The sequence below is a fragment of the Pseudomonas syringae group sp. J248-6 genome, assembly GCF_032586995.1.
Lineage (GTDB): Bacteria > Pseudomonadota > Gammaproteobacteria > Pseudomonadales > Pseudomonadaceae > Aquipseudomonas > Aquipseudomonas amygdali.
The window spans coordinates 158,563-172,616 of the sequence record NZ_JAWHOP010000011.1 but is presented as its reverse complement, the minus strand read 5'-3'; the positions used below and the strand labels follow the sequence as shown (position 1 = coordinate 172,616).

The following is a 14,054-nucleotide window of genomic DNA, read 5'->3' as shown; positions in this document are numbered from 1 at the left end:
CAGCATGCGCACCGAACAACCGAAAATGATTTACCTGAAGGACTACCAGGCTCCCGAGTACCTCATCGATGAGACGAACCTGACCTTCGAACTGTTCGACGACCACTCGCTGGTCCACGCCCAACTGGTCATGCGCCGCAACCCCGAGCGCGGCGCAGGCCTGCCGCCGCTGGTGCTGGACGGTCAGCATCTGGAACTGGTCTCGGTCAAGCTGAGTGACGTAGAGCTGAGCGCTGCGGATTATCAACTGACAGAAGATCACCTGACGCTGCATCCGCAAGCCGAAAGCTTCACGGTCGACAGTACTGTGCGCATCCATCCGGAATCCAACACCGCACTGGAAGGCCTGTACAAGTCCAGCGGCATGTTCTGCACCCAGTGCGAGGCCGAAGGCTTCCGCAAGATCACCTATTACCTCGACCGCCCCGACGTGATGAGCAAGTTCACCACCACGCTCAGCGCCGACAAGCAGAATTTCCCTATTCTGCTCTCCAACGGCAATCCGATTGCCAGCGGCGAAGAAGACGGCGGACGGCACTGGGCGACGTGGGAAGACCCGTTCATGAAGCCGGCTTACCTGTTCGCGCTGGTAGCCGGTGATCTGTGGTGCATCGAAGACACCTTTACCACCATGAGCCAGCGGGAAGTGACCCTGCGCATCTATGTCGAGCCAGAAAACGTCGACAAGTGCCAGCACGCCATGACCAGCCTGAAGAAATCCATGCGCTGGGATGAAGAAACCTACGGTCGTGAGTATGACCTGGACATCTTCATGATTGTCGCGGTCAACGACTTCAACATGGGCGCGATGGAGAACAAGGGCCTCAACATCTTCAACTCCAGTGCCGTGCTGGCGCGTGCCGAGACTGCGACCGATGCCGCGCATCAGCGGGTCGAAGCGATCGTTGCCCACGAATACTTCCACAACTGGTCGGGCAACCGCGTGACCTGCCGTGACTGGTTCCAGCTGTCGCTCAAGGAAGGCTTCACGGTGTACCGCGACGCCGGTTTCTCGGCGGATATGAACTCGGCCACGGTCAAGCGTATTCAGGATGTTGCTTACCTGCGAACTCACCAGTTTGCCGAAGACGCAGGCCCGATGGCCCACGCAGTGCGTCCGGACAGCTTCATCGAAATCTCCAACTTCTACACCCTGACCGTTTACGAAAAGGGTTCGGAAGTGGTTGGCATGCTCCACACCCTGCTGGGCGCCGAAGGCTTCCGCAAGGGCAGTGATCTGTATTTTGAACGCCATGACGGCCAGGCCGTGACCTGCGACGATTTCATCAAGGCCATGGAAGACGCCAACGGCGTCGACCTGACCCAATTCAACCGCTGGTACAGCCAGGCGGGTACGCCGCGTCTGGCGGTCAGCGAGTCGTATGACGCTGCTGCGAAAACCTACAGCCTGACTTTCCGCCAGAGCTGCCCAAGCACGCCAGGTCAGCCTGGCGATCAGAAGCAGCCGTTTGTGATTCCGGTCGAACTAGGGCTGCTGGACAGCAAAGGCGGCGAAATTGCCCTGCGTCTGGCGGACGAAACCGCAGCTGCCGGCACCACGCGAGTGCTCTCGGTCACCGAGTCCGAGCAGATTTTCACCTTCGTTGACGTTGCCGAAAAGCCACTGCCGTCACTGCTGCGCGGTTTCTCTGCGCCGGTCAAGCTGAGCTTTCCGTATGACCGCGATCAACTGATGTTCCTGATGCAGCACGACAGCGACGGTTTCAACCGTTGGGATGCCGGTCAGCAACTGGCGGTCCAGGTATTGCAGGAGCTGATCGGTCAGCACCAGCAAGGTCAGCCACTGGTCATGGATCAACGTCTGATCACTGCGCTGGGCACCGTGCTGGCGGATGAGCGTCTGGATCAGGCGATGGTCGCAGAAATGCTTTCGTTGCCGGGCGAAGCTTATCTGGCCGAGATCAGCGAAGTGGCGGATGTCGATGCCATTCACGCCGCTCGCGAATTTGCCCGTCAGCAACTGGCCGACGGCCTGTTTGACAGTCTGCTGACGCGCTACAAGGCCAACCGCGAGGTGTCCAGAGCCACGCCATACGTCGCCGAGTCCACGCATTTCGCGCGTCGCGCGCTGCAGAACATTGCGCTGTCGTACCTGATGCTTAGCGGCAAACCTGAAGTACTGGCGGCGACCATCGACCAGTTCGATACCAGTGACAACATGACCGAGCGCCTGACTGCGCTGGCGGTGCTGGTCAATTCGCCGTTTACGGCCGAGCGCGACAAAGCGCTCGCCGTGTTCGCCGAGAACTTCAAGAGCAACGCGCTGGTCATGGATCAATGGTTCAGCGTCCAGGCGGCCAGCACCCAGCCGGGCGGCCTGCAACGCGTGCAGGAGCTGATGAAGCATCCTGCATTCAGCATCAAGAACCCGAACAAGGTGCGTGCCCTGATCGGTGCATTCGCCGGGCAGAACCTGGTCAACTTCCACGCGGCTGATGGCTCCGGCTATCGCTTCCTCGCGGATCTGGTGATCGAACTGAACGCCCTGAACCCGCAGATCGCTTCTCGCCAATTGGCTCCGCTGACACGCTGGCGCAAATACGACAGCACCCGTCAGGCGCTGATGAAAGCCGAGCTGGAGCGCATCCTCGCCTCCGGCAAACTGTCGGCGGACGTGTATGAAGTGGTGAGCAAAAGCCTGGCGGAATAAGGGTTGCCCAGTGCCTGACAGGCACTTGTGAGAAAGGCGCTGTCCGCTGATGCGGACAGCGCTTTTTTTTGGAGTGTGCGTCGCCGTGCGGTGATTTGACTATCGTGCCAATGCTCCGCGTGGGAGCGAGAATTTTTGGTGTCCATAAAAATCTCACATGTGATGCGTATCTATCTTCAAAAACATCTGATACGTTGCTTACCTGATTCACGGCCAGCAGCAAGGGGGAAGCGCCAATGCCTCGTAAAACCCAGGGCGACAACGCAGCGGTCCCGGCCAAAGTTTCCAAGAGCTCCACTGATTACATGCGTGAAATGCGTCTGCGACTCAAAGAGGCGGGGCTGGTCAAGCGGGAATTCTGGATCCGGCCCGAGAACGTCGATGCCCTGCGTGGCATTGAAAAAGCCTTAAGACAGCCCTTTTTGGGCGACAGAATAAAACTGGAGGATTTCATGACCGAGAATACCCACTGGACCATCAGCTCTTTGCAGAAGGCGCTTTGCGAACTGGAGCTGGTGACGAATGGAAAGATCGAGCTCGATGTAACCGAGGGTGATGCCTCGGGCATCAGGCTGACCATGGCCGAGTATGGCGATCTGCCGATTTACATCGCGGTGGAAGGCGAGCAGATTCTGGCTGACGCGACCTTGATCGAAGTGAACAAGATCAAGAACGTGCAGGCGTTCAACGACGTCGTTCTGCGCAGCCGCGATCTGTTTCCGCTGTCATCGGTCGGTATCGAAAAGCTCGGTGACGGTCAGGAAGTCTACTGCCTGTTTGGCGCTTTAAGCGCAGCATCGTCGCTCACCGTAATCGTGCAGGAAATCCTTACCCTCGCGGACAACGTGATCCGTGCGGCCGACGCTTTTGAAGATCATTTCATCTACTGAACAGCGCTGTCAGGCGGAGAATATTCATGACTACGAGTATCTGGAAAAAACTGGTGACCGCCGTTCGTGGTGGCGCTTCCGAAGTGGGCGAGTCGATTGCCGATGCCAATGCCATCCGCATTCTGGATCAGGAAATTCGTGACGCCGAGAACGCGCTGGTCAAGGCCCGCGACGGGCTGATCACCATCAAGGCCAAGCACAAACTCTCGGCACAGCGTCTTGAAGAGCACGCCACCAGCATCGCCAACTGGGAAGGCCGCGCCATGCAGGCTCTGAACAAGGGTGAAGAAGCGCTGGCTGTCGAGTGCGCGAACAAGATCGCCGAGATCGAGGCCCTGCGTGATCAGGAGCAGGAACTGGCCGATCAGTTCAACAAGCAGGTCAGCCTGCTGCAAGAGCAGGTGGTCAAGGCCGAATCGCGAATCAAGAGCCTCAAGCAACAGGTCGAGATGGCCAAGGCCCGTGAAACCGTGCAAAAAGCTCGCGTTGCAACGGCCACTGCAACCGGTGGTGCCAGCGGCGCAGTCGAAACCGCAGTAGGCTCGCTGGCGCGTCTCAAGCAACGTCAGGATGAACAGGACGCCAAGCTCGAAGCGGCGGAAGAACTGGCCAGCCAGTCCAGCGGCAGTGACCTGGAGCGTCGTCTGCAGGATGCCGGTATTGGTGCCAAAAGTGGCGGTGCGCAAGATGTACTGGCGCGTCTGAAAGCCAAAAACCAGACGCCGGCTCAGTAAGTGACGCAACAGGGCAGGCGAGGATGTTGAATGGAGTTTTCCAAACGACTCAAGGTCATCCTCGCCCTGTCGGCAGTTATGATTGCGGTGCAAGTGCTGAACTCGATCACCGGCAACGGCCTGATTCATTTCGGTATCATTCCGCGCAGCGCGACCGGGTTGCGCGGCATTGTGTTTGCGCCTTTTCTGCACGGTTCGATTCAGCACTTGCTCAGCAACCTGCTGCCGTTCATTGTGCTGAGCTGGCTGGTCGCAACTGAGGGTGTCAGGCGTTATGCGTGGGTCGCCGGGCTGGTCTGTCTGCTGGGCGGGCTGCTGGTCTGGAGCTTCGGTCGCAGCAATATCCATGTCGGTGCGAGCGGGCTGATTTTTGGTTTGTGGGCTTACCTGCTCGCGCGGGCATGGTATCAGCGCAGTATCGCCAGCGTGCTGGTCGCGCTGTTGGTACTGGCCGGTTACAGCGGACTGGTTTTCGGCTTTGTCCCGGTAGCTGGCGTATCGTTTGAATCACATATTGCCGGCGCACTGGCGGGTATTTGTGTAGCGTGGCTGATGCATTCCAGAGCGTTGCTGGCGCAGCAGTGAGCCAGTCTCGTGAACAGGGTGTGTTTATTCCGGTTAAAGACATGTCCACACCGGCTCCAGTCGACTTCAAGGGAATTGCACTATGAGTTGGTTCAAACGTGCCATGGGGCTGGAAGCACCCAAGGCATCAGGTCGTGATAGCGTGCAACCCGTCAGCACGGTCAGCCCGTTAGGGTTGGCGTCCGGTCGCATGTTGTGTCTGGACAGCTCGTTGAAGCTGTTGCTCGACGGGCATTCGCAGGTGGTTGTCCCAGACGATGAAAAGGTCTGGGCCGTGGGGCGCGTAGATCTGGGCCAGTCGATGGCGTTGCATCGCTTCTACCTGGATAACGAGGACTACTTCCTGCAGGTGGTCAGCAACGGCCCCAATCCGGAAGACGTGCAGGACATCATTCTGTTCGGTTACTACAGCGCCGAGCCGATCACCAGCAAGGATGAGTTGCTGCGCCTGACCGGTCCGTCGTCGAAGATCGGCCTGCCTACCTACGAACACGATGGCGAGGTATTCGAACGGCAATGGGGCACGTCGCCCGGCCAGACCGAGCTGACGCCGCTGGATGAGGATATTGTCAGCCCTGATGCTGCGTATCGCGTCAAACACCTGAGCATGCTGTATGCCCGCGAAACGGGGCTGATCAACCGCCGTGAGTTTCTGCTGTTTTCCGTCGAGGAAGACGAAGAGGGCAGCATTACCCTCACCACGGCCGTTGGCATAACGCTGCAATCCACTGATATCAACGTTCTTTGACAAGGAAATCTTCATGATCGACGCGCTGCGTATGTCGCTCAATGCCCCTGCCGTGATTGGCTTCATCATGTACATTCTGGTGGCGGCCATTCTGTTCGCCCTGTTCCAGTTCATCTACAGCAGGATCACGCCGCACAAGGAATTTGCGCTGATCCGCGAGAACAACAGTGCTGCCGCGTTGGCGTTGGGTGGTTCGCTGATCGGTTTCGCACTGCCAGCCAGCAACATCATCAGCTACAGCATCAGCATTCTGGATGTGATCGTCTGGGTAGTGATCGCAGCTGTTGTGCAACTGCTGGCGTTCGGTGTTACCAGCCTGGTGCTCAAGGGCCTGTCGACACGTATTGCCAAGGGCGAAATGGCTGCCGCCATTTACTCGGCCAGCGTCGCAATCAGCGTCGGTCTTCTCAACGCAGCCTGCATGACCCCTTCGGTCTGACGGCAGCCTTGGACAAGGAGACTCACGATGAGACGCAGTTCAGTAAAGCTGGTACTTGCCAGCACGCTTCCGCTGGCCCTCGCCGGGTGTGGCCCGTCGGAAGACAAGGATACTTTCAACGCGCAGGCCAACTTCAGTTCGGTGCAGGAATGCGTTGATGCCAAGGTACCGGTAAATGTCTGTTCGGATGCCTACATGCAGGCGCTGTCCGACCATCGCCGCATAGCGCCGACCTATGATGACAAGGCGTCTTGCGACGCGGACTTTGTACCGGATTATTGCCAGGTCACTTCGGATGGCAAGTACATGCCGAAACTCGGCGGCTTTGAGCTGGGTTTTTCCGGGCGTGTTCCCAAAGAGGCGCTGGACCGGGCCAATCAGGAAGTCGCCCAGTCCGCTCCCGCAGGCATGAGCGGCACCACCGGGCTGATGGCTGGTCTGCTGATCGGCAATCTGCTCAGCAATGGCTTCGGCAACAATCGCTATTACTCGCAACCTATCTACCAGACGCGCGATGACCGCGGCGGTTACTACAGCTCGTCCTTGCCAAGTCAGATTGATCGCGGCAAGACCTTCGGCCGTTCGACCCAGGCGCAATCCAGTTCCGATCGCAGCTATGGCAAGAGCACGCTGGGGCGCAACCTGGGCAGTTCGGGCTCCGGCTCGTCCTCGGTGTCGTCGACCATCTCGCGCGGCGGCTTCGGCAGCCAGGCCTCGGCACGCAGTGGCTGGGGCGGCAAGAGCAGCGTTGGCAGCAGCAGTTTCGGAGGCTGACGGTCCGGGCCATGAAAAAGATCAGTATCGAGGAACGCCCGGACTGGCGCGCCACGGCGGAACGTGAAGGGTTCAACTTTCACACCATCGATGGCGAGCGCTATTGGGATGAGCGCGGGTATTATCTGTTCACCGAGCAGCAGATTACCCGCGACCTTGAAGTGCCTACCCAGGAGCTTCACCAGATGTGTCTGGACGCAGTCGCGCGGGTGGTGGACAGCGAAGAGTTGTTGCACCGGCTGGCGATTCCGGAAGCGTTCTTTGATGTGATCCGCACGTCATGGAAGCAGGGGCATCCGCACCTTTACGGGCGCTTCGACTTTGCCTACGACGGCACGGGCCCGGCAAAGATGTACGAAATCAATGCCGATACGCCCACCAGTCTGATGGAAGCCGGTGCGTTTCAGTTGCTCTGGCTGGATGAGCAGATGGCGCGCGGCGTTCTGCCTGCGCATGCCAGCCAGTTCAATTCGATTGCCGAGGATCTTGTTCGGGCGTTTGCCGAGTTTCCGGGGGCGAGCCCGTTCTACTTTTCGGCGATGTCCGGCTCTGTCGAGGACCGTGGTACTACCGATTTTCTGCGGCGCATGGCTACGCACGTGGGCATTGATGCTCGGCATATCGATATCGAGGACATAGGGCTCAGTGCCGAGGGCCGCTTTGTCGACCTGGACGGACGCTGGATCGAGCGGCTGTTCAAGCTTCACGCCTGGGAACATATCTTTCACGAGGAGTTTGGCCAGCACGTTCCAGCCAGTGGCACTCAGTTCGTTGAACCTGCCTGGAAGTCGATTCTCAGCAACAAGGGAATTCTGCCGTTGTTGTGGCAGTTCAATGAAGGCCATCCGAACCTGCTGCCTTCGCGTGTCGATCAGGACCCGAGCAGACCGGTTCCCAAAGGCTGGGTGCGCAAACCTTACTTTTCCCGCGAAGGTGCCAACATCGAAATGCGCACGCCTGGCGATCAGGTGATTTCAGTTGATGGGCCTTACACTGATGCGCCTTATATTTTGCAGGCGTACTCGCCGCTGCCGCGATTTGGTGACAGCTACACGCTGATTGGCTCGTGGGTCATCGGCGACCTTGCCTCCGGAATCGGCATTCGTGAAGACGACAGTCTGATCACCAAAGACACCAGCCGGTTCCTGCCCCACGTCGTTATCGACTGAACGCTGCTTACCCTCAATAAGTGTTACTTGTCCAATACACGTAACACTCTCGCTGTTACCGAACGTTTATAGAGCCCGCAATGACCGGCATCAACCGGTGACTAGTCTGATGTTATGTCTGACAATCAAACAGACTGTGCTCGTGTTTTTAATGCTGCCCATACAGAAGGTCCATTAATTAACTGATCTGTACCGGCTCTGTAGAGTGATCTGTATGTTTACGCTTATTGGCATTTGCGTTGCATTACCGTGAGCGACTCTGAGTGCCCGTTTCATTGGCACATAGTGTGCGGTATCGCACGTGCAAGAAGTCTCCTACAGGCACTTGCCTGACCGACACAGTGTTCGTGAGATCAATAATAACAGTGGCTGTTTTATCCGTTTAAAAGTTTGATGGTCGAACAGTCAATCTATACGCCTCTCACAACACTCCGTTTACATCGTAAACACTATCGGCCTGAACGTCAGACACTGGTTACGGACAGGCCACGCAAGGAGAGCCAACATGCTCATGAAACAACTGCCGGGGTTCGCGCTGGCGATGCTGCTCGCGCTCAACACCAGTCTGGCAGCTGGCGCTACGCTGCTCGGAAGCCGCCTGACACCGCTGGGAGGCGAGGTGTCGGGTAACGCAGCAGGGACCATCCCGCCCTGGCGTGGCGGAATCACCCGGCCTCCGCCCGGATACAAGGGCTCAGGCACACGGCATGTCGACCCGTATGCTGCAGACAAGCCCCTGTTCACTATTACCCACGCCAATATGCAGCACTATCGCAGCTACCTGACACCTGGGCAGGTGGCGATGTTCGACACCTGGCCCGACAGTTATCAGATGCCGATATACACCACCCGACGTTCCGGGTCGGCACCGCAATGGGTATACGACAACACACGCCATAATGCGCAAAACGCCCGGTTGATCGGTGGCGGTAACGGTTTTGTCGATGCCTATGGCGGCATTCCATTTCCTGTTCCGGAAAAGGGCATTCAGGCCGTGTGGAATCACATTGCCCGCTATCGCGGTCATTACGTGGTACGGGGGACTTCGGAGGTCGCCATACAGCGTGACGGCAGTTTCAAATTGAACACCTCGCGTCAGAAAGTGCTGTTCCGCTTTTATGACCCTGCGGGCAGTTTTGCCAGTCTGGACAATGTGCTGTTTTATTACCTGTCGTTTATCCAGTGCCCGACACGCATGGCCGGTTCCGCCGTGCTGGTCCATGAAACACTTGATCAGGTGCAGGAGCCTCGGCAAGCATGGGCTTACAGTGCTGCGAAACGTCGGGTAAGACGGGCGCCGAGTCTGGCTTACGATATGCCGATCCCGGCCTCCGAGGGGTTGCGCACCGCAGATGACACCGACATGTTCAACGGTTCACCGGACCGTTACGAGTGGACGTTGCTGGGCAAACGCGAAATCTATATCCCTTACAACAACTACCGGATATCCAGTCCTGATATTAGCTATCGACAGTTATTGCAGGTCGGCCACCTCAACCCGGCTTATACACGCCATGAGTTGCATCGTGTATGGGTGGTGGAGGGCAGGCTCAAACCTACCGCGCGGCATGTCTACTCTCGGCGCACGCTGTACCTGGATGAAGACAGCTGGCAGGCCGCAGTTGTCGATCAATATGACGGCAGAGGGCAATTGTGGCGGGTCTCCATGGCCTACCTGAAAAACTATTACGAGCTACCGACCACCTGGTCTGCACTGGACGTTTTCCATGACTTGCAGGCGCGGCGTTATCACGTACAGAACCTGGACAATCAGGAACCCGGCACCAGCGATTTTTCCCAGCCTGTGCCCAGTGTAAATGCCTTCAAACCCGCCGCATTGCGTCGTCGGGGTATTCACTGACGAGCGTCTGGCGAAACTGGGCAATCAACCATCGTGATGATCCATCAATCACATTCGTGCGCTTAACAAAAGATAACGACATGTTGATTGTCAGGCATTTGCAAAACTGCCTAGGATGAACGGTCTTCCACACAGGTAAAGCCGGACGGCTGTGGACGTCCGGGTCAATACGAGCCGGTTGATACACGCAGTCGATAACAGCTACCTGATAATAATAAGAGCGGAGAAGTCCATGCGTGATCCTGTCCATCGACGCATCCGGTTATGCGCGGGTCTTTCCCTGGCGATTTTTACTTCATGTTCCTTTGCGGTATCTGCAATGGCCGACTCTGCATCGACTTCAGCCGCTGCTGCGGGCAAGGCTGTTTACGCTGTCGAATCGGCCAGAGCCTCACGCGGTTTGTTGCTGGATGTCGCCCATGCTGGCGCGCGTCTGGTCGTGGTAGGTGATCATGGGCATATTCTATTCTCCGATGATCAAGGCAAGACCTGGAGCCAGGCTCGCGTGCCGACCCGCCAGCTGTTGACGGCTGTGTTTTTCGTGGATGAACAGCATGGCTGGGCCGTGGGTCATGACGCCCAGATACTGGCCAGTAACGATGGTGGCAAGAGCTGGAGCAAGCAGTTCGAGGACTTGAAGCGCGAGGCACCGCTGCTGGACGTCTGGTTCAAGGACCTCGACACCGGTTTTGCCGTGGGCGCTTACGGTGCGCTGTTGAGCACCGTTGATGGCGGTCAGCATTGGGAGGATGTCAGCGAGCGGCTGGACAACGAAGATCAGTATCACCTGAACAGCATTGCTCAGGTGAAAGACGCAGGCCTGTTCATTGTCGGCGAGGCGGGCAGCATGTTTCGTTCAAGTGACCATGGGCAGACCTGGGAGAAACTCGAAGGCCCCTATCAAGGTTCGCTATTTGGCGTGATTGGCACGGCCCAGCCTTCTACGCTGCTGGCTTATGGTTTGCGCGGCAATCTGTTTCGTTCCAGCGATTTTGGTGACAGCTGGCAGCCCATTGAACTGAAGGACGCACGCGGCCCGGTCGAGTTCGGTCTGGCCAGCGCCACATTGCTGGGCGACGGTTCGCTGGTGCTGGTCGGTAACGGCGGTAGCGTCATGCGCAGCAGTGATGATGGCGAAACGTTCGAGGTCTTCAATAGGCCCGATCGCATCTCGCTGGCCGGGGTCACCGGCAACCTTCAAGGCAATCTGATTCTGGTAGGACAAGGCGGCGTGCGCGTCACCTCGCCGACGGGCGCCGATACGACCCAACAATAAGACCTTTCAGGGCGGGGACATTCCGGCATGAGCACTGTTCAACACACGCAACACTCGGATGAAAAGGCAACCTTCCTTGAACGCCTGATTTTCAATCATCGCCCTGCGGTGATTATCCTTTGTCTGCTGGCGAGTATTTTTCTGTTCTGGCAGGCCACGCAGGTTCGGCCTTCCACCAGTTTCGAAAAAATGATCCCGCTGTCTCATCCGTTCATTCAGAACATGATGAAGCACCGCAACGATCTGGCGAACCTGGGCAACACCGTGCGTATCTCCGTCGAAGCGGTGGATGGCGATATTTTCTCCAAAGAGTACATGGAGACCCTGCGCCAGATCAGTGACGAAGTGTTTTACATTCCCGGCGTGGACCGCTCCGGTCTCAAATCGCTCTGGAGCCCCAGCGTGCGCTGGACCGAAGTGACGGAAGAGGGGTTTGCGGGGGGCGAAGTCATACCGCAGAGTTACAACGGCTCTGACGCCAGTCTGGATCAGTTGCGCAACAACGTGCTCAAGTCCGGGCAGGTCGGGCGACTGGTCGCCAACGATTTCAGGTCGAGCATCATTGATGTTCCGCTGCAGGAGTCTTACCCGGACCCGGCAGACCAGGGCACGTTGCTGGCGCTGGACTACCAGCAATTCTCTCATCAGCTTGAAGAGAAGATCCGCGACAAATACCAGGCACAAAACCCCCATATCAAGATTCACATCGTCGGTTTCGCCAAGAAAGTCGGCGACTTGATCGACGGTCTGTTCATGGTGGTGATGTTCTTTGGCATCGCGTTCCTGATCACTCTGGTATTGCTGATCTGGTTCACCCGTTGTATCCGCAGTACCGTGGCGGTTCTGAGTACCACGCTCATTGCGGTGATCTGGCAACTGGGGCTGATGCACGTCGTCGGCTTCGGTATTGACCCGTATTCGATGCTGGTGCCGTTTCTGATTTTTGCTATCGGCATCTCTCACGGCGTGCAGAAAATCAACGGTATCGCCCTGCAATCCAGCGAGGCCGAAAACGCGCTGACTGCTGCGCGTCGCACGTTTCGCCAGCTGTTTCTGCCGGGCATGATCGCCATTCTGGCTGATGCCGTCGGGTTCATTACTTTGCTGATCATCGACATCGGCGTGATCCGCGAACTGGCCATCGGCGCTTCCATCGGCGTTGCGGTGATCGTGTTCACCAACCTGATTCTGTTACCTGTGGCCATTTCCTACGTGGGTATCAGCAAACGGGCGGTGAGCCGTAGCAAGCAGGATGCGGTCTGCGAGCATCCTTTCTGGCGACTGCTGTCGAACTTTGCCAGTGCCAAAGTCGCGCCGGTGTCGATTGTGTTGGCGTTGCTGGCCTTCGGTGGCGGGCTCTGGTACAGCCAGAACCTGAAGATCGGTGATCTGGACCAGGGCGCACCTGAGCTGCGCCCCGACTCGCGCTATAACAAGGACAACGCGTTCATCATCAATCACTACTCGACCAGTTCCGATGTGCTGGTAGTCATGGTCAAGACAGCCCCCGAAGGCTGCTCGGCGTATTCGACTATGTCAGCGATCAACGAGCTGGCCTGGAAGATGGAAAACACCCAAGGCGTGCAGTCAGCCATTTCGCTGGTGACCGTTTCCAAACAGGTCATCAAGGGCATGAACGAGGGCAACCTGAAGTGGGAGAGCCTGTCGCGCAACAAGGACGTGCTGAACAACTCCATCGCCCGCGCTGATGGCCTGTACAACACCGACTGTTCCCTGGCCCCGCTACTGGTATTCCTCAACGACCATAAAGCCGAAACCCTGGACCGTGCCGTACATGCCGTGCAGGACTTCGCCAAGGAGAACGACACGCCGGACCTGCAGTTCCTGCTGGCCGCAGGCAATGCCGGGATCGAGGCCGCGACCAACGAGGTCATCAAGCAGTCCGAGCTGGTCATTCTGGTGCTGGTCTACCTCTGCGTGGCAGCCATGTGCATGATCACTTTCCGCTCATGGGCCGCGACCCTGTGCATCGTCCTGCCGCTGGTGCTGACCTCGGTGCTGGGCAACGCGCTGATGGCGTTCATGGGCATCGGCGTCAAGGTCGCGACCCTGCCGGTTGTGGCGCTGGGAGTGGGGATTGGTGTCGATTACGGCATCTACATCTACAGCCGCCTGGAAAGCTTCCTGCGCGCCGGTCTGCCGCTGCAGCAAGCCTATTACGAAACCCTGAAGTCCACCGGCAAGGCCGTGCTGTTCACCGGTCTGTGCCTGGCTATCGGCGTGTGCACCTGGATCTTCTCGGCGATCAAGTTTCAGGCCGACATGGGCCTGATGCTGACCTTCATGCTGCTGTGGAACATGTTCGGCGCACTGTGGCTGCTGCCCGCGCTGGCACGGTTTCTAATCAAGCCGGAGAAGATGGCGGGGAAGGTGGGCAATTCATTGTTTTCGCATTAAGGCTGTGGCGGCCTGTAACTCTGGGTCCTTTTAACTATTAACTATCGTGCCAATGCTCCGCGTTGGCACGCAGTTCGTGACGCTCTGCGTTACTAATTTGTGTCGCGCCGCTTACTTGGGACAGGACGCAGAGCGTCCAGAACGGCATCCCCACGCGGAGCGTTGGAACGATGACTTACGCCTCAAGATGACTATCGTGCCAATGCTCCGCGTTGGCATGCAGTTCGTGACGCTCCGCGTCACAGGTTTGCGCCGCTCCGCTTACTTGGGACAGGACGCAGAGCGTCCAGAATGGCATTCCCACGCGGAGCGTTGGAACGATGACTTACGCCTCAAGATGACTATCGTGCCAATGCTCCGCGTTGGCACGCAGTTCGTGACGCTCTGCGTCACAAATTTGCGCCGCGCCGCTTACCTGGGACAGGACGCAGAGCTTCCAGAACGGCATTCCCACGCGGAGCGCTGGAACGATGAGTTACGCCTCAAGAT

At 57.8% G+C, this 14,054-nt stretch carries 11 protein-coding genes; all 11 read left to right on the top strand.

The genetic code is table 11. The features are described 5' to 3' along the window. The first annotated feature begins 4 nt into the window (after positions 1 to 4). The gene (gene pepN, locus RYC17_RS16210; RefSeq protein WP_316903739.1) at positions 5 to 2,671 is read left to right on the top strand and encodes an aminopeptidase N; all 2,667 of its coding nucleotides are present in this window, start codon (positions 5 to 7) and stop codon (positions 2,669 to 2,671) included. 236 nt (positions 2,672 to 2,907) lie between these two features. Next, complete coding sequence (locus tag RYC17_RS16205) at positions 2,908 to 3,561, top strand: YjfI family protein (protein WP_058399911.1); 654 nt, start codon at positions 2,908 to 2,910, stop codon at positions 3,559 to 3,561. Positions 3,562 to 3,587: 26 nt separating this feature from the next. Next, complete coding sequence (locus RYC17_RS16200) at positions 3,588 to 4,295, top strand: PspA/IM30 family protein (RefSeq protein ID WP_058399912.1); 708 nt, start codon at positions 3,588 to 3,590, stop codon at positions 4,293 to 4,295. A 30-nt stretch (positions 4,296 to 4,325) separates the two neighbouring features. After that, the gene (locus tag RYC17_RS16195; RefSeq protein ID WP_058399913.1) at positions 4,326 to 4,880 is read left to right on the top strand and encodes a rhomboid family intramembrane serine protease; all 555 of its coding nucleotides are present in this window, start codon (positions 4,326 to 4,328) and stop codon (positions 4,878 to 4,880) included. Positions 4,881 to 4,962: 82 nt separating this feature from the next. Continuing rightward, positions 4,963 to 5,628 (top strand): DUF2491 family protein, encoded by a 666-nt coding sequence (locus RYC17_RS16190; protein ID WP_122258079.1) that lies wholly within the window; start codon positions 4,963 to 4,965, stop codon positions 5,626 to 5,628. Positions 5,629 to 5,641: 13 nt separating this feature from the next. After that, positions 5,642 to 6,067: a DUF350 domain-containing protein gene (locus tag RYC17_RS16185; protein ID WP_004657435.1), complete on the top strand. Its 426-nt coding sequence runs from the start codon at positions 5,642 to 5,644 to the stop codon at positions 6,065 to 6,067. 27 nt (positions 6,068 to 6,094) lie between these two features. Next, a complete protein-coding gene (locus tag RYC17_RS16180; RefSeq protein ID WP_058409668.1) occupies positions 6,095 to 6,841 on the top strand; it encodes a DUF1190 domain-containing protein in 747 nt (248 codons plus the stop codon). An 11-nt stretch (positions 6,842 to 6,852) separates the two neighbouring features. Beyond that, on the top strand, positions 6,853 to 8,010 hold the full coding sequence (locus tag RYC17_RS16175) for a glutathionylspermidine synthase family protein (RefSeq protein ID WP_316889227.1): 1,158 nt from the start codon (positions 6,853 to 6,855) through the stop codon (positions 8,008 to 8,010). A gap of 505 nt (positions 8,011 to 8,515) precedes the next feature. Then, complete coding sequence (locus tag RYC17_RS16170; protein WP_122281846.1) at positions 8,516 to 9,871, top strand: DUF1329 domain-containing protein; 1,356 nt, start codon at positions 8,516 to 8,518, stop codon at positions 9,869 to 9,871. A 232-nt stretch (positions 9,872 to 10,103) separates the two neighbouring features. Beyond that, positions 10,104 to 11,147, top strand: a complete 1,044-nt coding sequence (locus RYC17_RS16165; protein WP_316889229.1) for a YCF48-related protein — start codon at positions 10,104 to 10,106, stop codon at positions 11,145 to 11,147. Between the two features lie 27 nt (positions 11,148 to 11,174). Further along, positions 11,175 to 13,565 carry an efflux RND transporter permease subunit gene (locus tag RYC17_RS16160; protein ID WP_122281844.1) on the top strand — a complete coding sequence of 797 codons (2,391 nt, stop codon included), beginning with the start codon at positions 11,175 to 11,177 and terminating at the stop codon, positions 13,563 to 13,565. Positions 13,566 to 14,054: the final 489 nt, after the last annotated feature.

Excerpts from the sequence above, each read along its gene's own strand:
- pepN (WP_316903739.1), top strand. The coding sequence starts at position 5 with ATGCGCACCGAACAACCGAAAATGATTTACCTGAAGGACTACCAGGCT.
- RYC17_RS16205 (WP_058399911.1), top strand. The coding sequence starts at position 2,908 with ATGCCTCGTAAAACCCAGGGCGACAACGCAGCGGTCCCGGCCAAAGTT.
- RYC17_RS16200 (WP_058399912.1), top strand. The coding sequence starts at position 3,588 with ATGACTACGAGTATCTGGAAAAAACTGGTGACCGCCGTTCGTGGTGGC.
- RYC17_RS16195 (WP_058399913.1), top strand. The coding sequence starts at position 4,326 with ATGGAGTTTTCCAAACGACTCAAGGTCATCCTCGCCCTGTCGGCAGTT.
- RYC17_RS16190 (WP_122258079.1), top strand. The coding sequence starts at position 4,963 with ATGAGTTGGTTCAAACGTGCCATGGGGCTGGAAGCACCCAAGGCATCA.
- RYC17_RS16185 (WP_004657435.1), top strand. The coding sequence starts at position 5,642 with ATGATCGACGCGCTGCGTATGTCGCTCAATGCCCCTGCCGTGATTGGC.
- RYC17_RS16180 (WP_058409668.1), top strand. The coding sequence starts at position 6,095 with ATGAGACGCAGTTCAGTAAAGCTGGTACTTGCCAGCACGCTTCCGCTG.
- RYC17_RS16175 (WP_316889227.1), top strand. The coding sequence starts at position 6,853 with ATGAAAAAGATCAGTATCGAGGAACGCCCGGACTGGCGCGCCACGGCG.
- RYC17_RS16170 (WP_122281846.1), top strand. The coding sequence starts at position 8,516 with ATGCTCATGAAACAACTGCCGGGGTTCGCGCTGGCGATGCTGCTCGCG.
- RYC17_RS16165 (WP_316889229.1), top strand. The coding sequence starts at position 10,104 with ATGCGTGATCCTGTCCATCGACGCATCCGGTTATGCGCGGGTCTTTCC.
- RYC17_RS16160 (WP_122281844.1), top strand. The coding sequence starts at position 11,175 with ATGAGCACTGTTCAACACACGCAACACTCGGATGAAAAGGCAACCTTC.